This window comes from Chryseobacterium sp. JM1 (genome assembly GCF_000737715.1).
Lineage (GTDB): Bacteria > Bacteroidota > Bacteroidia > Flavobacteriales > Weeksellaceae > Chryseobacterium.
The window spans coordinates 49,245-71,265 of sequence record NZ_JPRN01000013.1; the positions used below are offsets into that span (position 1 = coordinate 49,245).

Genomic DNA, 22,021 nt, shown 5'->3' on the forward strand with positions numbered 1-22,021 from the left:
TATGGAAACATCTTCAATAGCACAGGAATATTATAAATTGAGAAATCTGTGGTCTGCAGCCGAAAAAAAACAGTCATGGAAACTGGCGGTTTGGGTGGCACAGTATGCAGATGTGGAGATCATCGATAAGTTTATGCAGATCGAACAGTCTCCTGTGGGAGAAGCCAACGATATTTTTTTTCGTTTCGAAACCGAATACAACGGCAACAGGGAATGGTTTGAAGAACAGTTATGGAATGAATTTCTCACCTGGTTTACCCCCCATCCGGATAAAAATAAAGACCTTCACCGGGCGCTTTGGGAAAATAATATGATCAGGGAAGCATTCGTTCCGGATGATAAGCTTCCACCCAATATATCCAGTCTCTTTAGTGAGCTGGAACGCCTTAAGATGAGTATAACAGATCAAACGGAAGATTTTTATTTCTGTCTGTATTTTCCTCTTTTGGCCCATTCCAAACAAAATATAGCCCACTGGTTTCAGCAGGTCATCGAAACGGTACCGGATGATCTACGCCTCATAACCATGGATCTTGCAGAAGAAAGACGCGTGGAACTGCAGGGTAAAAAGAACGGAGAATCTCTTTATCACTATCTGCATCCAAAGCTCAAAATGGCAGAAGCTATTAAAAATGAGATGTACAAAGCAAGCGACAGCTATAATACTGTTGACCCGGATGCCAGATTCAGAAAACAGGTCATTGTGGTCATGGATTCTACTACCAAGAAAATACAGAACCGTACAGATGTAGAAGTAAAACGCCTCTTGAATATTACAGAAGAGATTGACACTGTATCTTCAAAAATAGCAGGTTTACTGGTCGCATCACAGGCCTATTTTTCCATACAGAATACTAAAAAAAGCGAAGAATATACAGATAAAGCCCTGGAAGAATCCTCAAAAGCGATGCAGGAAGACGATGCTACGGGATATCCGGTCTGGAAATCGTGCATGCTTTTAAAGGCAGCATTATTATACGGAAACAAAAAAACGGATCCAGCTTTATTGATTTATGAAGAGCTGTCCGAAAAAGCCTCCGAGCGTCAGGATGTCTATTATATCATGGAGGCGAACAGACTTATTGCTCATATTTATTACGAAAAGAACAATGTGCAGAAAGCCTTTGAAAATGTACTGTTTTCTTTGGCAGCAGGAGCCTATTTAGATATCAGTGTAAGAAGACAGTCTACTTTTTTACATGCAGCATTTATGGCACTTTATTTAGGCGGACAGATCAAAACACCCACAGAAGTAAACGAAATAAAACTGCAGCTGGCAGATTGGTTAGGTGATGACTGGGAAATGTTATTGGCGCAGGCTGGAGTAGATTCAGCAGCGTTAAAAATGGACCAGTCCGTTTGGAAAAAGCAATTATCAAAACTTAAAAACTAACCTATGTCTGATTTAATAGGAAAAGTAGCCACATCACCCGCCCCGCGAAGAGGCTTCGGTGAATTGTTTGGAGAAGCCAAAAACAAACTGGATCATTTGCAGAAAGATATGGCCAGTATTCTTCCAGCCATGCCCGGAATGCCTGTAGGAAAATATTTTGATCTCGCGATTGGGATAGATTTCCACGAAACCATTTTTCCGCCAATGCCTTTGTTGCCGGTACCGCATATCGGGATGGTTTTCGATATCATGAGCGCCATAATGAATGCCATTTCAAGCATTTTACCCGAACCTCCGGCTCCTCCCGCAGATGGTTCTGAACCTCCAACAAGCTTAGCTTCTATCTGTACAGCGATTGTCAACGGAATGAAGCCATCCGTTCAGGTTCACGGACAATGGGTAGCCAATGCAGGTACGGGGATTCAGCATTTGCCAGGGATCTTTTTACATATCCCGTTTCCCATCGTAAAACCTATTGCAAGCTCAGAAATGTTCTTGGGAAGCAGCACTGTTTTAGCAGATGGCGGGCCGTGCAGTACCCAGTTTCACCTTGCTTTATCATGTAACCTGATTGGGATTCCGGCACCGTTCCGTATTACAAAACCAAAACCAAAGGTTGCTTTAATGGCGCCTACTTCCATGCTGCTGATCATCACTTCAGCCGGAAAGCCTGTTCTAGCAGGTGGTCCGCCAACGATTGATCTTTTCCAGCTGGCCATGAGTCTCGGTTTAAAAGGAATGGGAAAATTATGGAAAAAAGCAGGCAACAAATTACAGGATTTCATTCACAGGGTTCAGCCTAATAAACCTAAGCTGGCCAAAGTATTACAGCCGGTAAAATGCCGTTTGTTCGGTGAACCTGTAGATGCTGCCACTGGAAGAGTATATTCCACCAACACCGATATTGAATTGCCGGGACCTATTCCTTTTGTATGGCAGCGTACCTACTACAGTGATGCTGAGGTAAACGGACCATTGGGCTTTAACTGGCATCACAGCTACAATATGGGGCTTTTTGACTTGCAGAATGATTTTGCATCCGTGCGTTTATCAGACGGACGGGAAACTGTAGTTCCGTTGCTCGATTTAGGCGAAAAATATTTTAACAGAAAAGAACAGCTCACCTTTAGCAAAGATGAAAAAGGATATGTATTAATTGATTCCAATAAACTGCAATACCGTTTCAATGGGGCACTGAATCAGGAAGGTTATAGAATGCTTTCTTCAATAGCCACCGCAGAGGGATTTACAATAAGTTTTGATTATCATTCCAATGGATGTTTAAAAAAGATAACAGACAGCACAGGCAAAATCATAAAGGTAGAAACCGATTCTGATCATCGCATTATCCGTCTCTACACCGTTGCTGAAAACCGTGAGATCACCTATATCCAGTACAGTTATGACGATCTGGGAAATATGGTATACAATAAAGATGTGATAGGAGCAGAAAAGCATTTCCGCTATAAGGGTCATTTATTGGTTCAGCTGACCAACCAGACCGGGCAGAATTTTTACTGGGAATATGAAGGAGCAGGTGATGATGCCAAATGTATCCATACCTGGGGCGACGGCGGTGTACTGGAATATTTTACAGAATATAATCCGGGACAAACCATTACCAAAAACAGTTTAGGCTTCACGGCAGAATACTTTTATGATGACAGCAAACTGATCTATAAAATAATAGACGAAAACGGAGGCGTTACTCATCAGAAATACAATCAGTATCAGGAGCTTGAATTAGTGATCAATGCAGAAGGTTTCACAAAGAAATACCTGTACACTGAAAACGGTTTATTAAAAACAATTGAGAACGAAAATAACGGGCAGAACCAGTTTCAATATGACGATGCTTTGAATTTAGTTAAAATAACAAGTCCGGGAGGTGCAGAAATAGAATGGACCTATGATGAATTCAACCGGATTGTTCAAAAGAAGCTTCCTTCTGGGGAAAAGCTTCATTATCAGTATAAAGACAGGCACCTCAGAAAAATTACGGATGACAAAAACCGTTCGGTTCACTTTTTCTATGACCAGTCGCATCAGCTGGTACAGATGATTTATCCCAATGAAACTTACAGCAAATGGGATTATGATGAACTGGGAAATGTGATAAGCGAGCGTGATCCAAGGGGAAATTTAACGTTTTTTCAATATGATGATGCCGGAAATGTGATCTACTTAAAAGAACCTGACGGAAACGAGCATTATTTCGAATATGACACCTCATACAATATTATTCATGCGAAGGACGACTTACATGATGTGAGGTTCAGATATGGCAGCTTGGGGATTTTACTGAGCCGCACACAGAACAATCGTACAGTAAAGTTCGGATATGATACGGAATTACAGTTAAAAAGTATCAGCAATGAAAAAGGTGAAGTATACCGCTTTGCGCTGGACGGAGTAGGTGATGTGATCAGTGAATGGGGATTTGACGGATTGCACCGTCAGTATGAACGGGATGCAGTAGGCAGAGTGAAAAAAGTAGCCCGCCCGGACAACCGCTGGACAGAATATGACTATGACGGCATTGGAAATATCATTGCAGAACAGCACAGTGATCTTTCATTCACCGGATACAGCTACAATAAAGACGGATTTTTAATCGGTGGATTAAACCAGGATATCAGCATAAAAATACAGCGTGGAAAAGATGGCCGCATCATTAAAGAACAACAGGGCCAGCATTGGGTTAGTAAAACAGTTGATCAACAAAATGATTCTTTATTGACAGCAAGTTCATTGGGAGCCCACATTACCAGTCAGTATAACCATTTCGGACAGCTCAATACCATGGAAAGCGGAAGCTGGAAATCCCAATGGCAATACGATGCCACAGGACTGGAAATACAGCGCGATCTTACCGGCGGTATCAGTCAGATTACAGAACATGATCAGCAGGGCAGAGTAGTTCGCCGAAGTATCAACAGTCATAATGTGGAGAAAAGCCGTACACGGTATATGTGGGGAACTGCGAACCGCTTACTGAAAACTGTCAATGAAATCACCGGAACGAGTGCCAGTTTCAATTACGATGCCTGGGATAATCTGGTGAGCGGAACCTACCAAAGCGGTAAAGAAACGGATACCATTTATAAGGCTCCGGATGCTATCGGTAACCTTTTTGAAACTCCTAACCAAACTGACCGAAGCTATGGACCGGGAGGAAAACTGCTGACCGATATACGGTATAATTATTACTACGATGCAGAAGGAAACCTGATTTTTAAAGAATTCAGGAAAAGTACCCAACGGGCAGCTATTTCCTCTTCCACCGTAGAGCATAAGTATGGAATCAGCCTGATGGGGAGCGGTGTAGGTTGGCAGTATGAATGGAAAGGAAACGGAATGCTTGCCAAAGTAATATTGCCACAGGGGGGGGAAGTCAGTTTTGCATATGATCCTCTGGGACGGCGTATTGCCAAACAGTATAAAAATAAAGTAACTCGCTGGTTATGGGATGAAGATGTCCCTTTACATGAATGGCAGTATGACGGAGAATTCCCACCAAAGCTGAGTATTGATCAAGAAAATAATGTAGAGGAAGCTTCTGAATCTGCAGAAAATGTAATAACTTGGCTCTATCAGGACGGAAGCTTTGTGCCTTGTGGAAAAATTGTTGGAGAAGAAGAGTTTAGTGTCATCAGCGATTATTTGGGAACACCAACGCATGCTTATGATCATGAAGGTATTCTTGTCTGGGAAAGGGAATTGGATGTATATGGTTCTCTGCGAAAAGGGGATAATGAGTTTGTTCCGTTTTTATACCAGGGACAGTATGTGGATGGAGAAACAGGGTTGGTTTATAACCGTTTTCGGTATTATGATAATGAGAGTGGAAATTATATAAGCCAAGATCCCATTAGGTTAGCCGGCGACATTCTTAATCTTTATAATTATGTTAGTGATAGCAATATTTGGGTTGATAATTTAGGTTTACATTTTGGTTCGGGTAAAGGGCAACACTCAGCAAAGTTTTTCTTATATGATGAAAATGGCAAGCTTATCGATAAAGGTTCCATGAAAAGTGGGGGAATGACTGTAGAAGAGAGAGCATTAGGTTTTCCCAAATCCTCTCTTGCAACTCATACTGAAGCAAGAATTACTAAAAACGTTCCATTATCTAAAGGACAACGTCTAGATATAATTGGGCAATATCCTCCTTGCTGTTCGTGCAAAGGAAAAATGCGTTCAGCTACAAATGGTACAGGCGGCATTGTTTCTTATACTTGGATGGATGACAACGGTAAAATGCAGATAGTTCAATGGCAAAAGAATAAGAAAGTAGTAGATAGTACAAGTAAAAATAAAAAATTACATCCAAAACATCATTAAAATATGTACAAAGTAGAAATTAAAGCAAAATTTGCGCACGCATCAATTGAAAAAAAAGACAATTATTATTTAGTGGGCCTTGCTGAAGATGAATTTGATTATGAAAAATATATAATTTTCCAAAAGCCGTATAAATTAGGTAAAAATGATGATCCAAATGCAAAAATTAATGGTATATATGTTGAGTGTAACGGTGATTCGTGCTTTAATTGTTGTAGCGAAATAAGTATTGATAATAAAAAACTAAGACTTATCATTCAGGATAGCGAGATACTAATAGATATTGAAGAAGTAAATTTACCTGAAAATTTTATTTCTTACTTAAGGGAAATATTTGGTGATTTATTACAAATAAATTGGAAATAAATTATACTCCTCAGCGGCACTTCAAAATTTGAAATTCCTAAGCCACTTCAAAGGCGTAATCCGGAAATATGTTCCAGTTTAGAATTCGATTCCGAAGTTGAAATATGTAGTATATCAACAGTTTATGGAGAAGTATTTTGTTCAGTGTTGAGATGTTTGCAAGATATTTTTAGGAAAATAAATATAAGTCAAAAATTAGATGTTTAATCTGTAGATAAAAGAATTGTTTACTTTATAATGATAATAAGGGAGCGTTAAAAAAGTAAGCTGTGCAAAGTCCTACTCTGCACAGCTTATGTTTTACCAAAAAGATTATCTTTACGAAATTCCAATGAATCAATACATAATGAAACGATTTTACTTTCTGATCACCGGTTTTCTGATGTTTACAGGGATCAATACAAATGCGCAGTCCGACAGCGTAAAGAACTATGTAGTCAGCGCGCTTGATCTTATGAAGGCCAAATCAGTCAACAAACACAGGATCAACTGGGATTCGCTTTACACGGATTCCCGTAAAAAGACAGAAAGCCTTCACACGGTTAAAGAGACCTATCCGCTTATTAAAAATATACTCGGTGCCCTGAAAGATGCCCATTCCAATTTTTTTCCGCCGGAAATGGTTAAGGCCTATACATTGGGTTACAGAGCTACGGGACAGGAATTTCCTGTTATTGAAACAAAAATGACGGAAAATCAAATGGCTTATATCAAGCTTCCCGGGATTGCCTGTTATCATTTTGCAGAATGGGATGAGTTTGTCAACACATTTTATAAAAAAATAGAAGAGCTGAATGCACACAACCCAAAAGGCTGGATTTTGGATCTCAGAGACAATGGCGGAGGCATGTTTTATCCCATGTTTGCAGCTTTGTCACCGATGCTGGACAAGAAAAATGTGATAGGAACCGTAGATGCAGAAGGAAAATATGCTTTTTATGATTATGATGACAAAGGAAATCTCTATGAGGGTAAACAGCTTGCTCATCATTTTAATGTCAAAAATATCCCTCAGCGCATCACAAAACCAATGGTTGTAATGGTCAACAAAAAAACATCAAGCTCAGGCGAATTCTGCACGGTTGCATTTGCCGGACAAAAAAACACAACGGTTATCGGTCAGAATACCATGGGACTGACCTCAGGAAATCAGGAGTACAAACTTTCTGACGGAGCATTTCTTATTTTGACAACAGGAAATATCGTAGATCGTAATAAAAAGGAGTATGCCAAAGTAGGAGAGGGATTTACGCCAAATATACTGCTGAAAGACCTTTCAGAAGCTCAATACATGAAAACGGCATCCGAGATATTGCTAAAAAAGTAATCATTAAATTTTTATAGAGTTTTTCGGCGCGAAGTCTTCGACTTCGCGCCGAAAAACTTACTTTTTATAATTTCTCTAATGAATCAGCTGCTTAAAAGAAAAATCCGGCTGGCGCATCTCAATTTCGTTTGTGCTTGAGGCAAGTTGTGCTTCTCTGGCATAGATAAACATTTCAGCTTCATAGCTTTTGATAGCAGCCTCCAGCGATTCATAGGATTCATGAGTGAGTTTTTCAGATAGGATCAATGCATCCAACAGACCGGTATTCACACCCTGACCTGCAAAAGGAGGCATCAGATGAGCGGCATCTCCTATAAGCGTTACAGGCAGAGGACGGTCATTGTTCCACGGTCGGTCCAGTGGGAATTTTCTTGTCGGAAGACAGCTAAACGATGTTGTAGAAAGGAATAACTTTTTGAATCTATTATCCCAGGCAGCGAATCTTTCCAGAAGAAAGGCACGGATGAGGTTCGCATCCCGAAAGTTGTGTTCTTTGTAATTTGTCCATTCTTCAGGCTTTCTAAAAATAACACCATAGGTCAATACTCCATTATTGTTGGGATTGGCCACTAATAAATTACCTTCATAAGCTGCCATGAGCCTTTTTCCATCGCACCATTGATAAAATTCAGGAGTATGAAGCTCCGGATCAGGAATATCTCCCTGGATGATCATGGTTCCGGTATCTTCTACTTTCGTGTCTGTAACAAAAGATCGTATAGCAGACATTCCGCCATTGGCCCCGATGACAACATCTGCTGTTTCCTGAATTCCGTTCTCAAAATGCAACAGCCATTGTCCGTCTGAAGCTTCAAGTCCGGTACATTTTCTGTGCCAGACTACAGTATCAGCGGTTAAACTCTCTAACAACATATTCCTCAGAATATTTCTGTTGATTTCAGGATTGTCATATTGATTTTCGGGAGTAGACTCTTTCGTAAATAAAGTTTCTCCTTTTTCATCCGTCATAATGATACCCATGGGTAATGCCAGCGTATAGTAATTATCCAGCAGTCCTGCTTTTTTCATAGCTTCCTGACCTGAACCTTTATGAAGATCTAATGTGCCGCCCCAAATTCTGGCTTGCGGATCCTGATCTCTTTCGTAAACGGTAACATTTGCACCATTTTGCTGTAATAATCTGGCTAATGTGAGACCTGCAGGTCCAGCACCAATGATCGCTGTTTTTTTATTCTTAAGTAACATGATTTTTTGTGTTGTTTAATATCAATACAAAATTGAGGGTCACTTTAGAAATAAAATAATTACATTAGACTTAAAAATAGCTGTAAAAGACTTTTATGGAAAAAGAGGATCAAACCATCCCGGTCATTCTTCAAAAGTTGGCTCATGTACTGGGAACAAAATTAAAGAACAGAAGATTAGAAATCCCTTCCGGGTTTGGAAGCGGGTATTGTACCGGATTTGTTTTCAATACAAATGTCAGAATGCTGATCAGTAATTATAAGCTGAATGATGACCTGGTGTTGGAGAATCCGGAGCGGAATGCAGGCAGAAAAGTGATATTTTTTAAGTTTCAGAATATTTTCCCTAAAGCGGAATCATGGTCTGCTGAAAAACATCCGGGAGAAATGCCGTCCGTTTTAATTGCAACTAGCCGCATCAATACGGATGAAATTATTTCCATTCATTCCAATACATCTACCATTAATATTGAAGTAGAGGCGGATTATCTTGGCCAATTGTTTAGTGCATCAGACCACTCACCGGTTTTGCAAAGCCTTCTGCAGAATAACCAACCTTATCTTTTTGAACAAATCATCTATCCCTCGTTGCAGAAAGTGGTGGATGAAATTATCTCAGAATCCGTTGGAGAAACTTTTGAACTGTTTTTTATGAGAATTAAAGCTGAGGAAATGATCTGCAGGCTGCTGATGGAACTGGAAAAGCGGGACGAAAAACGTCTATATGCTTTGAACAGTCATGATATAGAAATTCTTTACAAAATAAGAGATCAGATCCTTCAAAACCTCGACATTCCTCCTGTTATTGGAAAACTGGCAGCAGAGGCAGGAATGAGTCCTACAAAATTGAAACGGCTGTTTAAGCAGATTTTCGGTGACAGTATTTTTAGCTACTATCAGGGATTCAGGATGAAAGAAGCTGCTGTTCTGCTGAAAGAGAAAAAATATTCCGTTTCAGAAGTCGGCTATAAACTAGGTTTTACCAACCTGAGCCATTTTTCTAAAATATTCAAAGAGCATGTGGGGATGAACCCGAAACAGTATTCGATGATGTAATAAATAAGATGTAAGTATTGTCTTGTAAATAGTTTACTATAATTATAGCCAAAAAATCTCTTATTTGTGATTAAAACTTACCTATTTTTGACCCATATATTTTAAACAATAAAATGAGAACCAAAACTCCCTTATACGCTGCAGCCCTGATCGGAATGATGTATGTTCCGGTATTTGCACAGACAAAATCCCAGTTGAATACCGAAATTGCCAAAGTAGAAGCAGGATTGATACCTGCGGTTCGCTTTCAGGGTGAACCTATGTGGACACTGGAGTCCAGAATGAAGCATTATAATGTTCCGGGAGTGAGCATTGCTGTTATTAAAAATTCAAAAGTGATCTGGGCGAAGAGCTATGGTTTTTCAGATGTGGAAACTAAAACTCCTGTCAATTCCAAAACACTGTTTCAGGCGGCATCCATGAGTAAGCCGGTAAGTGTTTATGCGGCATTGACAGAAGTAGAAGCGGGAAAGATCAATCCGGATGCTGATGTTAATTCCTACCTGAAATCCTGGAAAGTTCCGGAAAATGAATTCACCAAAGAAAAAAAAGTCACTTTTAAAAATATAGTCAGTCATACAGCCGGTTTTACAGTAAGCGGATTCCCCGGATATGAAGCCGGAAAGCCCATTCCTACCTTAGTTCAGGTTTTAAACGGGCAGATTCCCGCAAATACTCCCGCAGTTTTCGTAGATAAAACTCCGGGAACACCTTTCCGTTATGCGGGCGGTGGATACTGTGTGCTACAGCAGATGCTTATCGATCTGGAAGGAAAAGATTTTACCACCATTATGAAGGAAAAGGTTCTCATGCCGCTGGATATGAAGAACAGTACTTTTTCACAGCCCTTATCCGAGGCGCAGTCCCAATTCGCAGCTACGGCATACAATCAGGATGGGATAAAAGTTCCGGGGAAATCTCATATCTATCCCGAGCAGGCCGCTGCCGGTTTATGGACCACACCTGAAGATCTGGCTAAATTTGTCATAGATGTTCAGAATACCCTGAGCGGGAAAAGCAACAAGGTTATTTCACAAAAGACAGCTGAGCAGTTTACCACTTCTTTTATTGATCCGTTTATGGGATTGGGAATCTTTCTGGAAGACAGAAGAGGTCATATGTATTTTAACCACGGTGGTTGGAATGAAGGGTTTTCCAGCAGATTTATAGCCAGTAAAACAAGTGGTGACGGGGTTGTTGTATTAACGAACACCAACAAACCTGAGTTTGTAGAAGAACTCGTACGCTCAGTGGCAGAAGTCTATCAATGGCCTTTATTTAATGGCCCGGTTCAGAAAATACTGCCTTTAAATCAGGATGATTTCAAAAACGTTGGACGTTACAAAAGTGGAAAATATGGTTTTTACAGAGTTTATCGTGAAAATGGAAAGCTGATAACTTCCGCTAATATGGATACTCCGGTTGAAATGATTAAAGTAGGAGACAATAAGTATGCATTTCGGGACTGGGATTTTACGGTAAAATTTGTGAAAAATGCCGATACCGGAAAAACAGATATCGTACAGGTGTTTTCCAATGGAAAAATAAGATCAACAGATGCACAGATGGGCCCGGATGAGAAAGCGCCTTTAGAATGGGTGCTGGACGGAAATTATGACAAAGGCCTGGAAGCGTATCAGAAAGCTAAAACTGAAGATGCCGGAAATGATCTTCTCTCTGAGGGCTTTCTGAATGGAGCAGGTTACACCATGCTTCGGAATAAAGATTTTACAAAGGCCATTGATATTTTCAGGATAAATGCTGCCTTGTATCCTAAAAGTGAAAATGTGTACGACAGTTTGGGAGAAGCTTACCTGAAGGCCGGACAAAAGAATAAAGCCAAACAGAATTATCAAAAAGTTCTGGAGATCAATCCAAGAAACGAAAATGCTGCAAAGGTTTTAAAAACATTATAAAAATAAACTGCTTTCATATTCTGAAGGCAGTTCTTATTTTTACTAAGAAAATAAAAACATTGGTTTTCACAAAACACGGAATAAAAAAAACATGTGTAAAAAAGATCAATACGGCCTGGAATTTTTGAAAGTAACGGCAGGCGGTGATGTTGGCTATGATTGTGTCCGGAAAGACAGAATCATTGATGAAAATAATCTGTTACAGTTTTTACGTTATTTAAATATCTCCAGAACTGAATTTCTTTTGAAAGAAATAAACTACTTCTTGGATCACACTCCCGATCCCATCTGGGAACCTTATGATTCAATGGTGCTGGAGCATATGGATTTACAAATTGACTATCCCTATTTTATAATTGATGGGCAGCCCACTGCTTTTCCATTGGCTGACATCAGAGACTTATTACAGGAATGGTTGGAATTCTTACAATCCTAGATTTTTTGGGTGAATAAACGGCTAGTTTAATGTCATTTATCTAACAGATTGATGCTTTTTTTAGTTATAAGGAAATTTTTGTAAATATTTCTTTTAAAAATTGATTTATAAGTGTATATGTGTGGTATGTGGCCATAAAATGATTAAAATATCAATGTTTTTCGGAATTTTGTGAGTATTTTTGGCGGGACTAAATATAAACAAACCACCAAGTACTGATTCATCTTATGATCTTAATTGTTGATGACAACCAAAGTAATCTTTATTCACTGAAAAAACTACTGGAATCCAAAGATTTTCAGGTAGATACGGCTGATTCCGGAGAAGAAGCATTAGGGAAAGCCATAAAAAATAATTATGCATTGATTATTTTGGATGTGCAGATGCCCGGCATGGATGGGTTTGAAGTGGCTGAAACCTTAGCCGATTACAGCAAAACAAAAGAAGTTCCTATTATATTTTTATCCGCAGTCAATACGGAGAAAAAATTTATCACCCGTGGTTATGCCTCAGGAGGAAAGGATTATGTCACAAAACCTGTAGATCCTGAAATTTTGCTGCTTAAAGTGAAAACGTTTTATAACCTTCAGGAACAGAGTCTTGCCATGAAAAAGACCCAGCAGAGTCTGGAATTGGAAGTCAAAGGAAGAAGAGAATCTCAGGTGACCATGAAGTCGCAGATTGATCATTTTCAGTTGATGCTGGAATCTCTGCCGCAAATTGCGTTTACACTCAATGAAGAGGGAGAAATAGAATTTGTGAACTTTAAATGGTACCAGTACTCAGTGTCAGATCTGGATTTTCCGGAAGTTCATCCTGATGATCTGGATATCAGAGAAGAATTTGAGCGTTGCAGGAAAAAAAATAGAGCCCTTGAGCTTGAAGTCAGAATAAAAAATATAGATTCCGGAGACTACCGTTACCACCTTTTAAGAGTGACACCTGTAAACGATGAAAATGGAGTCAAAAACTGGGTAGGAACCTTTACCGATATCGACGATCAGAAAAAAGTGGAAAAAGAAAAGGATGAATTCCTGAGTATTGCCAGCCACGAACTGAAAACACCTTTAACCAGTATCAAAGCCTATGTTCAGCTGCTGGACCGTAAATTAAAACTGGATAAGCAAAGCGCTGAAGCCGGTTTTATGGGTAAAGTTCAGGATCAGATTGAAAAACTGAATACCCTGATCACAGATCTTCTGGATGTCTCCAAAATAGAAAACGGAAAGCTGAAGATCAACAGAAAACCTACCAGTCTTGAAAACCTGATCAGCAGTGCTGTGGAAACCATCATACAGACCCATGACGAAAATAAAGTCAAAATAAAACGACACGGAATAAAACCTGAAATCCTGATTCCTTTGGATGAAATACGCATAGAACAGGTCCTGATCAATTTCCTGACCAATGCCATTAAATATTCTCCTCAGAACAACCAGGTCATTGTCACCACATTTGTAGATGAAGAAAAACAGGAAGTTAAAGTAAGTGTCACCGATTTTGGAATTGGAATTCCGGACTTTAAGCAGGATGCTGTATTCCGAAAATTTTACCGTGTAGAAGAATCATCACTGCAGTTCCAGGGAATGGGAATCGGACTGTTTATCTGTTCCGAGATCATCAAACAGCATCATGGAACCATTGGAGTATCCAGCAAACTGGAAGAAGGCTCCACATTCTATTTTACCTTACCTTTAAATTAATCTCATGCCGAAAAAAATAATCAGAAATCTTCAGTTTGGGGTCGCATTTTCTTTACTGATCCTGATTGCCAGCTCAGTGGCATCTTATATGAGTATCCAGAAACAGATGGATCACCGGGAAAGCCTGTCTCAAAGCAGAAGATCCATCACTGGCGTAAAAGACGTTCTTGTTGCTTTACTCGATGCCGAAACCGGAAACAGAGGGTATCAGCTTACAGGAAGAGAAAACTTTCTGGAACCTTATAACCGTAGTTTAGGAGAGTATACAAAGGCGTTTGAACGTGTAAAGGCTTTAGATATTAAAGACAGAAAACAGCTTGATCGTTTGGATGCTTTGGAAAAAAATGTGAACAGCAATATTGATAATTTAAAGCAGTTTGTTCAGAACAGAAGAAATGGTGTTGTGATGACCCAGCAGCAGATCCTGTTGAGCAAAAGCTATATGGATAAATGCCGCCAGATCGTCCGTGATTTCGTTCAGTACGAAGAAGCTCAGCTTGAAATTAAAAACAAGGATCTTAACCGCTCATCCAGCACTACGGTGATGTTCATTATTGTTTCAGCAATAGCAGCGGTGGTGGTTACTATTTTCTTCTATATTAAACTGAGAGCAGATCTGATCCGGAGGGATAAATTAGAAAGCGAATTACGTGCAAAAGACCTTGAAATAAGCAGACGTGTAAGTGCTATTCAGCAAATTGCAAATAGAGTAGCCAATGGTGATTACAGTCAGAAAGTGGTTGATAATGCAGAAGACGACTTAGGAGATCTTGTAGATTCATTGAATCACATGACCGATTCCCTGAAGAAGTCTTTTGATAAGATTAATAAAAGCGACTGGCGCCAGAAAGGTCTTGCTTTACTGAATGAATCTTTAGTTGGAAATAAATCAGTGAAGGAAGTTTCCGACTCCTCATTAAACCAGCTTGTGGAATACGGGAAATGCATCAACGGTGCTTTATATCTGTTTGATGAAGGAACGCTTAAGCTGAGTACAGCTTTCGGTCTGGAAAATACCATGAAGAAAACTTTCGAACCGGGAGAAGGAATGGTAGGCCAGGCCTATACCAATGAAAAAATGCAGGTGTACAACAATCTTCTTGAAGAGGATTTTGTGGCAAGTTTCGCCAGCAGCAGAATAAAAATAAACGGAATTTTATTACTTCCGATCCATGCAGACGGACACTGCATCGGTGTACTCGAGTTAGGATCCGGTTCAGATTTCGATCAGGACAGGCTGGATTATTTCGAAGAGTGCAGCAGAAATATTGGGATTGCTTTAAATGCAGCAAAAGGCCGCGAAAAAGAACAGCAGTTACTGGAAGAAACCCAGGCGCAGTCAGAAGAACTGCAGGTACAGCATTCCGAACTGGAAAACCTGAATACGGAACTGGAAGCACAGACTCAAAAATTACAGGCCTCCGAAGAAGAACTGAAAGTACAGCAGGAAGAGCTGATGCAGGCCAATGCCGAACTGGAAGAACGTTCAAGACTTCTTGAGGAAAGAAATCACATGATCGCTCAAAGGAACGGTGAGATCCAGAAAAAAGTGGAAGAACTTGCTTTAAGCACCAAATATAAATCTGAGTTTTTGGCCAATATGTCCCACGAACTGAGAACACCACTGAATTCTATCCTTCTTCTTTCAAGGTTAATGGCTGAAAATCCTGACGAAAATCTGAATGAAGATCAGGTAGAATCTGCAAAAGTGATCCAGAGCTCAGGAAGCAGTCTGTTGACGCTTATTGATGAGATTTTAGACCTGGCCAAAATAGAATCCGGGAAAATGACCCTGGAATATCAGGATGTAGTCGTGAATGATGTCATCAGAGACCTGAGAAGTCTGTTTAACCCGATTATTCAGGAGAAGCAGATCAAATTTGATATTCATGTAGATGAAGAGGTACAAAAAACCATTGAAACCGACAGACTTCGTGTAGATCAGGTATTGCGTAACCTTTTATCAAATGCCATAAAGTTTACAACAGAAGGAAGCATCAGTTTAAACATAAGAAAAGATACTGAAAACAAAGACTTCATTGTTTTCAGTGTAAAAGATACGGGAATCGGAATTCCGGAAGAGAAGCAGGCGATTATTTTTGAAGCATTCCAGCAGGCGGATGGTTCTACACGACGCAAATTTGGCGGTACCGGATTAGGACTTTCTATAAGCCGTGAAATTGCACGATTGCTAGGCGGAGAACTGACGCTGAAAAGTCAAGTGGATGAAGGAAGTGAATTTAGCCTTATCATTCCTATAACAGCAGTTTCTGAAGTTATTCAGCCGGAAAATGATCAACATTTGGTAGCGACCATTCGTGAAGATGTGGAAGAAATTCAAAATATCCTGGAGGATACGGAAGCTTCAACAGCATTGCATTTAGAAAACCTTGAAATTCCTGAAGATGTAGATGATGACCGCGATGGGATCACTGCCGAGGATAAAGTGATCTTAATCGTAGAAGATGATATCAATTTTGCGAAAGCACTGCTGAAATACACCCGTATGAACAATTATAAGGGAGTTGTGGTGGTAAGAGGAGATTATGCCTTGTCTGCAGCGGTTCAGTACCATCCGCAGGCGATTTTACTGGATGTACAGCTGCCTGTAAAAGACGGCTGGAAGGTAATGGATGAGCTTAAATCTAATTCTGCGACGAAACATATTCCTGTGCACATGATGTCTGTCCTGCAGCTTGAAAAAGAAAGCTTGATGAAAGGAGCTATCGACTTCATCAACAAGCCGCTCGCTTTAGATAAAATGACAGATGTTTTCAAGAAAATTGAAGATGCGCTTCTGATGTCTCCTCAAAAAGTTTTAATTGTTGAGCATAATGCCAAACATGCCAAAGCATTATCATACTATCTGAGTAATTTCAATATTTCGTTATCCGTAGAAAATAATGTGGAAGACAGTGTGAAAGCATTGACCTCAGATCAGATTGACTGTGTGATTTTAGATATCGGAGACTCAAGAAGCAGCGAATATAAGGTGATTGAATCCATCAAGAGCCACGAAGGACTGGAAAACCTGCCGATCATTATTTTTACGGAACACAGTTTATCTAAATCCGAAGAACTTAAGATCAAGCAGTATGCAGATTCAATCGTTGTAAAAACCGCTCATTCTTACGAAAGAATTTTAGATGAAGTAGGTTTATTCTTACATTTGGTGGAAGAAAAAAACAACTCTATTGAAACGGTAAGGAACAAAGTTTTAGGATCACTGACAGAAGTATTGAGCGGGAAAAAAATATTGATTACCGATGATGATGTCCGCAATATTTTCTCTCTGACGAAAGCCCTGGAGAAATATAAAGTGGAAGTCGTAGTGGCAATGGACGGAAAACACGCCTTAGAGCAAATCAAAGAACATAAAGACATAGATGTAATTTTAATGGACATGATGATGCCTGAAATGGATGGCTATGAAACCATAAGAGAAATCAGAAAAATGCCGATGTTTACAAGGCTTCCTATCATCGCTGTAACGGCGAAGTCCATGATTGGGGACCGTGAAAAATGTATAGTGGCAGGTGCTTCGGATTATATCTCAAAACCGGTGGATATCGATCAGTTATTGTCCTTACTGCGCGTCTGGTTATATGAAAGTTAAATGATGAATAAGAAGATTTTGATTGTGGACGATGATCCACGTAATATATTTGCACTGAAGCTGACGCTGAAATCAAGAGGATATCAGATTGAAAGCTGTACAATGGCTCAGGAAGCCATTCAGATATTACAAGAAAAGGCAATAGACATCGTCCTTATGGATATGATGATGCCTGAAATGGATGGGTATGAAGCCATCAAAATGATTAGAAGTACACCGTCTATAAGCCAGATTCCTGTGATTTCCGTTACAGCTCAGGCCATGCCGGAAGACCGTCAGAAATGCCTGGATGTGGGAGCTCAGGACTATGTCTCAAAACCTGTGGATGTAGACCAGTTAATGATTGCCATCGAAAAACTGTCATAAATGCTGGAACCAAGTATCGTAAAAGATGAAGAGGTAGAATACTTGATAAAAGATGTGTATGAGATGTATGGGTATGATTTTTCCGAGTATAGCAGGGCTTCTTTTAAACGCCGGGTCAACAGGATTTGTCTGATCGACAGGTTTACCAGTTTTGCGGAGCTGCGGTATACCGTTCTCAATGATCCTGAATACCTGAAACGTTTTGTCGAAGAAATCACAGTGAACGTTACCGAAATGTTCCGGGATCCGCTGTTCTTTAAAAAGCTCAGAGAAAAGATTTTGCCACAGTTGGGAACCTATCCGCTGATCAGAATATGGGTGGCGGGATGCTCTACAGGTGAAGAAGCCTATTCAATGGCTATTTTGCTTAAAGAGGCCAATCTCTACCACAAATCACTGATCTACGGAACAGACCTGAATCCTACCGTTTTAGAAACCGCGAGGGCAGGAGTTTTTCCGTTGCAGCAGATGAAGCTGTATTCGGAGAACTATATGTTGTCCGGCGGGAAAAAGGATTTTTCAGATTATTATACGGCGAATTACGACAGTGTAAAATTTGATAAAAGCTTACAGGAAAAGTTAATATTATCCACTCATAATCTGGTTTCAGACAGCTCTTTTAATAGTTTCCAGCTGATCATCTGCAGAAATGTACTGATCTATTTTGACCGGGAACTGCAGGAACGGGTCTTTAAACTTTTTGACAACAGCCTTGAGAATTTGGGGTATCTGGCTTTAGGATCAAAGGAAACCCTGAGATTTTCAAAACTGGATAAAGTATACCACCAGGTCGATGACCAGCGAATCTGGAAAAAAACAGAGCACATCTAATACATTGACCATGGAACCTAAAAACACAAAGACAGAACTGGTAGTGATAGGAGGATCAGCAGGAAGCCTGCAGGTCATTCTGGAAATGCTGAAAAAAATAAAAACCGAATTGAGTTTCCCCATACTGCTGGTGGTACACCGTAAAGCATCCTCAACGAATGTTTTACAGACCTTATTGCAGCAGTTTGTACCGATGGAAGTGATCGAGGTGGACGACAAAACGGAAATTGAAATTAATAAAATATATATAGTCCCTGCAGATTATCATTTATTATTTGAAGATAAAAAAATGATGTCGCTGGATTTCTCCGAAAAGATGAATTATTCCCGACCGTCTATTGATGTGACCTTCAAGTCTGCGGCGGAAGTGTATGGTGAAAACCTTGTCGGAGTTTTGCTTTCAGGAGCCAATGCAGATGGAGTGGAAGGTCTGGGATTTATCAAAAAGAACAAAGGAAGAGTCTGGATCCAGGAACCGGAAACCGCTGAAGTAGATTATATGCCCAAACATGCGGTACAGGAAGTGGATTATGACCTGATCATTAAACCGGATAATTTGGCGGACTATATCAATCAGCTGTAAAAGAGAAATTAAATAAACTAAAGATTTAAATAGAACTACTATGAGTACAAAGAAAATTTTGATTTTTGATGATGATATAACTATTTTAGAAGTTATTACCATCATTTTCGAAGAGAATGGTTATCAGGTCGAAATTTCAGAAACATCTCATGACATATTGGAAAAAGTGGCCCAGTTTCAGCCGGATGTTATTCTTATGGATAACTGGATCCCAAAAATCGGCGGGGTAGAAGCTACCAAACTTTTAAAAAGTCATGATGAGTTCAAATCTATTCCTGTCATCTATGTGACGGCTAATAATGATATTGTGAGACTGGCTGAAGAAGCTCAGGCCGATGATTATGTGGCAAAACCGTTTAATCTGGATGATCTGGAAGATAAAGTGGCTAAATATTTGAAATAATCAATTGAAATTATAATAAAAAAAATCCTTACATCATTGTAGGGATTTTTTCTAAATAATCCTTCTCATCGGTCTTCGCCGCAATTCTTCAAAATGTCTGATCCTTTCCCGAATAAGCTCAACGGTGCATTTTCCATTATTAATTTCAACAATCAAAGCTGATAAAAATAATTTCAACTGACGGTCAGACAGTATTTTATCTGTAAATGTAGTGGCGATGATGGTCTTTTTAGAAACAATATTCTGTGTAAAGATATATTCACCCTCCAAATCTACATGGATATGAAACTGATCTGCTATACTGACTGACAGGTACCGATGGATCAGGTCGATATTTTGTAACATATTTTCCATCCTGGTGTATTTATAAGATATACAATAATATTCATGCCATAGTTGTTCTTTTAATTTTTTTTTAATTGATAATCAGCGACAACAGAGATGATCACTGTATATTTTAAAATAAATATTATCTTGCTGTCTGTGATGAGTTTTTAGGATAACCTTTGAAAACTCGGATCCATACAACTATAGCCTTATATTTATGTTAAAAGATATCATTGCCAAAGATCTTACCGTTATTTTTTGTGGAATTAATCCCGGGTTGAAATCTGCTGAAGACGGCCATCATTTTTCAGGAAGAAGCAATCGGTTTTGGAAAGTAATGCACCAGTCAGGTTTTACACCCTACCAGATTGACGCGGAGAATGACAGAGATATTTTAGATTTCAGATTGGGTCTCACCACTGCGGTAGCAAGAGCTACTTCCCGTGCTGATGAGCTGTCAAAAGATGAATTTGACAGTTCCTTAGAATTTTTTAAAACAAAAATAACAGAATTTCAACCGAAGTATATCGTATTTCTAGGTAAAGCGGCTTATCAGGCTTTCTCTAAAAAGAAGCAGATTTCATGGGGTCCGCAGCCTGAAGATTTCTGTGGTTCCATCGTTTGGGTTCTGCCCAATACCAGCGGTTTAAATCGTGGGTTTTCATTGGATGACCTGGTTGAATATTACCGTGGGTTTTATGCAGAGACTCAAAAATAAGCAGATCTAACTTTTGAATTAATTGTATTTCATAAACAGAATAAAGATCAAAAGCTTTTGGCTATTTTTGATTATAAGAAATATAATCCTGCCACTTCCAGGGTATGCACGTATCTCCAACTACAGTTTCTACAAGTTCCTGAAATACCTTTTCTCCATTTTCACTGTTGATCATAATGATCACTGAAATTCCTTTCTCCGGAAAATTGATATTATAATTCCTCCAGGAAATTCCGTTGCCCTCTTTAAAGAAAGCTTTCCCATAACGGGGGCATTTCAAATATCCCCAGCCAAGGCCATAGGAAAGATGGATAGCCGTATTTTCCATGGTGGTTTCTTCCTGAATAGGAGGGAACTGAGTTTTTGAGTAGATAGCAATCTGTGGCGAAAGCATTTCCCTGTACAGTTTTTTACTCAGCCCTTTCTGCTGCATCATGTTTTCAATAAATTGGGTATAATCGGCAATGGTTGTCACCAGAGAACCTCCGGCTACAGGCTCGGTACGTTTCTTTTTTTTGTCGATATCGCCGTTATTCATATGTCCTACTGCTACATTGCTGTCTCCAAATGATTCATGCCAGATATACCCGGTTCTGGTCATTGCAAAAGGTTTGAATATTTTTTCGCGGGCAAGTTCATCAATATTTTTTCCGGTAAGTTCTTCCACCACCAGCTGAAGGAGCTTATATCCTTCTCCGGAATAAGCATATTTTGTACCCGGATTGAAATAAATTTTCATGGTTCCGATGGTATCCTGCTTTCCGGTTTTCGGGTGAAACCACCTTACATTTGGAAGTCCGGTAGTGTGATCAAGGCACATTCTTGCCGTAATAGATTTCCACCTGCTGTCTCCTTGAAGGTCAGAAAAGTACTCATATTCAGCAATTGGCTTTTTCAGATATTGATAAAGAGGCTTGTCGAGAACTAAAACTTTTTCTTCCGTCAGTTTCATAATCAGATATCCGAAAACCGCTTTGCTGAATGATGCTCCATATACGATTGTTGCGGTGTCCATCAATGCTTTTTCAGGCTTATTTCTAAAACCGTATGATTTTATAAATACTGTTTTATTGTTATTCAGAACTGCAAGATTGAGCCCTTGAATATGAGCTGTATCCATAAGTTTTTTTACTATGAGATCAACCTGTGAAGGAGTTACAGTGGTGCCATCGATTTTTCGTATCGTCTGCAGTTGAGAAAAGGCAGGATTTCCTATAAACAGCAGAAAAATAAATATCATATTGTATTTCATATCTTTTGATTTATGAATGATCAACTGTTATATTTTCCCTTTTGTGCTTTACATCTGCATTTGGAAGATAGAAGGCTGGAAGAACAAAAAAATGTTGGAGTTTAATGTCTCCATTGTAAATATAAAGAATTATATGATAGTATATTCTAAACCATAATATGCATAGATAATGCGTAGAA

The 22,021-nt window shown here is 39.4% G+C and carries 17 protein-coding genes; 14 read left to right on the forward strand and 3 right to left on the reverse strand.

What is annotated here, in order from left to right:
- Window position 1: 1 nt before the first annotated feature.
- The 4 genes from IW22_RS18780 to IW22_RS18795 all read left to right on the forward strand — a co-directional run bounded on the left by IW22_RS18780 (window position 2) and on the right by IW22_RS18795 (window position 7,430).
- The gene (locus IW22_RS18780) at window positions 2-1,393 is read left to right on the forward strand and encodes a hypothetical protein (RefSeq protein WP_051891307.1); all 1,392 of its coding nucleotides are present in this window, start codon (window positions 2-4) and stop codon (window positions 1,391-1,393) included.
- A gap of 3 nt (window positions 1,394-1,396) precedes the next feature.
- Window positions 1,397-5,737 (forward strand): DUF6531 domain-containing protein, encoded by a 4,341-nt coding sequence (locus IW22_RS18785; protein ID WP_051891308.1) that lies wholly within the window; start codon window positions 1,397-1,399, stop codon window positions 5,735-5,737.
- A 3-nt stretch (window positions 5,738-5,740) separates the two neighbouring features.
- The gene (locus IW22_RS18790) at window positions 5,741-6,103 is read left to right on the forward strand and encodes an Imm10 family immunity protein (protein WP_034729613.1); all 363 of its coding nucleotides are present in this window, start codon (window positions 5,741-5,743) and stop codon (window positions 6,101-6,103) included.
- A gap of 346 nt (window positions 6,104-6,449) precedes the next feature.
- A complete protein-coding gene (locus IW22_RS18795) occupies window positions 6,450-7,430 on the forward strand; it encodes a S41 family peptidase (protein WP_034729616.1) in 981 nt (326 codons plus the stop codon).
- Between the two features lie 75 nt (window positions 7,431-7,505).
- Here the strand turns inward: IW22_RS18795 and IW22_RS18800 are convergent, their stop codons facing one another.
- A complete protein-coding gene (locus IW22_RS18800) occupies window positions 7,506-8,636 on the reverse strand; it encodes an FAD-dependent oxidoreductase (protein ID WP_117616594.1) in 1,131 nt (376 codons plus the stop codon).
- A gap of 95 nt (window positions 8,637-8,731) precedes the next feature.
- On the opposite strand from IW22_RS18800, the gene IW22_RS18805 reads away from it, so the two are divergent.
- The 9 genes from IW22_RS18805 (at window position 8,732) to IW22_RS18845 (ending at window position 19,545) form a co-directional block, all read left to right on the forward strand.
- A complete protein-coding gene (locus IW22_RS18805) occupies window positions 8,732-9,691 on the forward strand; it encodes a helix-turn-helix domain-containing protein (protein WP_034729621.1) in 960 nt (319 codons plus the stop codon).
- Window positions 9,692-9,804: 113 nt separating this feature from the next.
- Window positions 9,805-11,607, forward strand: a complete 1,803-nt coding sequence (locus IW22_RS18810) for a serine hydrolase domain-containing protein (RefSeq protein WP_051891309.1) — start codon at window positions 9,805-9,807, stop codon at window positions 11,605-11,607.
- Between the two features lie 91 nt (window positions 11,608-11,698).
- Entirely contained in the window at window positions 11,699-12,043 is a 345-nt protein-coding gene (locus IW22_RS18815) for a hypothetical protein (RefSeq protein ID WP_034729624.1), read from the forward strand.
- 227 nt (window positions 12,044-12,270) lie between these two features.
- Window positions 12,271-13,746 carry a response regulator gene (locus IW22_RS18820; RefSeq protein WP_034729626.1) on the forward strand — a complete coding sequence of 492 codons (1,476 nt, stop codon included), beginning with the start codon at window positions 12,271-12,273 and terminating at the stop codon, window positions 13,744-13,746.
- Window positions 13,747-13,750: 4 nt separating this feature from the next.
- Window positions 13,751-17,362 (forward strand): response regulator, encoded by a 3,612-nt coding sequence (locus IW22_RS18825; protein WP_034729629.1) that lies wholly within the window; start codon window positions 13,751-13,753, stop codon window positions 17,360-17,362.
- 3 nt (window positions 17,363-17,365) lie between these two features.
- A complete protein-coding gene (locus IW22_RS18830; protein WP_081873982.1) occupies window positions 17,366-17,728 on the forward strand; it encodes a response regulator in 363 nt (120 codons plus the stop codon).
- Window positions 17,729-18,559 (forward strand): CheR family methyltransferase, encoded by an 831-nt coding sequence (locus tag IW22_RS18835; RefSeq protein WP_034729634.1) that lies wholly within the window; start codon window positions 17,729-17,731, stop codon window positions 18,557-18,559.
- A gap of 10 nt (window positions 18,560-18,569) precedes the next feature.
- Window positions 18,570-19,142, forward strand: coding sequence for a chemotaxis protein CheB (locus IW22_RS18840; protein ID WP_034729786.1), 573 nt, complete (start codon window positions 18,570-18,572; stop codon window positions 19,140-19,142).
- 40 nt (window positions 19,143-19,182) lie between these two features.
- Window positions 19,183-19,545, forward strand: a complete 363-nt coding sequence (locus tag IW22_RS18845) for a response regulator (protein WP_034729637.1) — start codon at window positions 19,183-19,185, stop codon at window positions 19,543-19,545.
- A gap of 51 nt (window positions 19,546-19,596) precedes the next feature.
- Here IW22_RS18845 and IW22_RS18850 read toward each other — a convergent pair whose 3' ends face one another.
- Window positions 19,597-19,899, reverse strand: coding sequence for a hypothetical protein (locus IW22_RS18850; protein WP_034729640.1), 303 nt, complete (start codon window positions 19,897-19,899; stop codon window positions 19,597-19,599).
- Window positions 19,900-20,089: 190 nt separating this feature from the next.
- Between IW22_RS18850 and mug the strand changes: the two genes are divergently transcribed.
- On the forward strand, window positions 20,090-20,590 hold the full coding sequence (mug, locus tag IW22_RS18855) for a G/U mismatch-specific DNA glycosylase (protein WP_034729644.1): 501 nt from the start codon (window positions 20,090-20,092) through the stop codon (window positions 20,588-20,590).
- Window positions 20,591-20,651: 61 nt separating this feature from the next.
- Here the strand turns inward: mug and IW22_RS18860 are convergent, their stop codons facing one another.
- A complete protein-coding gene (locus IW22_RS18860; protein WP_034729647.1) occupies window positions 20,652-21,842 on the reverse strand; it encodes a serine hydrolase domain-containing protein in 1,191 nt (396 codons plus the stop codon).
- Window positions 21,843-22,021 lie beyond the last annotated feature (179 nt).

Excerpts from the sequence above, each read along its gene's own strand:
- IW22_RS18780 (WP_051891307.1), top strand. The coding sequence starts at position 2 with ATGGAAACATCTTCAATAGCACAGGAATATTATAAATTGAGAAATCTG.
- IW22_RS18785 (WP_051891308.1), top strand. The coding sequence starts at position 1,397 with ATGTCTGATTTAATAGGAAAAGTAGCCACATCACCCGCCCCGCGAAGA.
- IW22_RS18790 (WP_034729613.1), top strand. The coding sequence starts at position 5,741 with ATGTACAAAGTAGAAATTAAAGCAAAATTTGCGCACGCATCAATTGAA.
- IW22_RS18795 (WP_034729616.1), top strand. The coding sequence starts at position 6,450 with ATGAAACGATTTTACTTTCTGATCACCGGTTTTCTGATGTTTACAGGG.
- IW22_RS18800 (WP_117616594.1), bottom strand. The coding sequence starts at position 8,636 with ATGTTACTTAAGAATAAAAAAACAGCGATCATTGGTGCTGGACCTGCA.
- IW22_RS18805 (WP_034729621.1), top strand. The coding sequence starts at position 8,732 with ATGGAAAAAGAGGATCAAACCATCCCGGTCATTCTTCAAAAGTTGGCT.
- IW22_RS18810 (WP_051891309.1), top strand. The coding sequence starts at position 9,805 with ATGAGAACCAAAACTCCCTTATACGCTGCAGCCCTGATCGGAATGATG.
- IW22_RS18815 (WP_034729624.1), top strand. The coding sequence starts at position 11,699 with ATGTGTAAAAAAGATCAATACGGCCTGGAATTTTTGAAAGTAACGGCA.
- IW22_RS18820 (WP_034729626.1), top strand. The coding sequence starts at position 12,271 with ATGATCTTAATTGTTGATGACAACCAAAGTAATCTTTATTCACTGAAA.
- IW22_RS18825 (WP_034729629.1), top strand. The coding sequence starts at position 13,751 with ATGCCGAAAAAAATAATCAGAAATCTTCAGTTTGGGGTCGCATTTTCT.
- IW22_RS18830 (WP_081873982.1), top strand. The coding sequence starts at position 17,366 with ATGAATAAGAAGATTTTGATTGTGGACGATGATCCACGTAATATATTT.
- IW22_RS18835 (WP_034729634.1), top strand. The coding sequence starts at position 17,729 with ATGCTGGAACCAAGTATCGTAAAAGATGAAGAGGTAGAATACTTGATA.
- IW22_RS18840 (WP_034729786.1), top strand. The coding sequence starts at position 18,570 with ATGGAACCTAAAAACACAAAGACAGAACTGGTAGTGATAGGAGGATCA.
- IW22_RS18845 (WP_034729637.1), top strand. The coding sequence starts at position 19,183 with ATGAGTACAAAGAAAATTTTGATTTTTGATGATGATATAACTATTTTA.
- IW22_RS18850 (WP_034729640.1), bottom strand. The coding sequence starts at position 19,899 with ATGGAAAATATGTTACAAAATATCGACCTGATCCATCGGTACCTGTCA.
- mug (WP_034729644.1), top strand. The coding sequence starts at position 20,090 with ATGTTAAAAGATATCATTGCCAAAGATCTTACCGTTATTTTTTGTGGA.
- IW22_RS18860 (WP_034729647.1), bottom strand. The coding sequence starts at position 21,842 with ATGAAATACAATATGATATTTATTTTTCTGCTGTTTATAGGAAATCCT.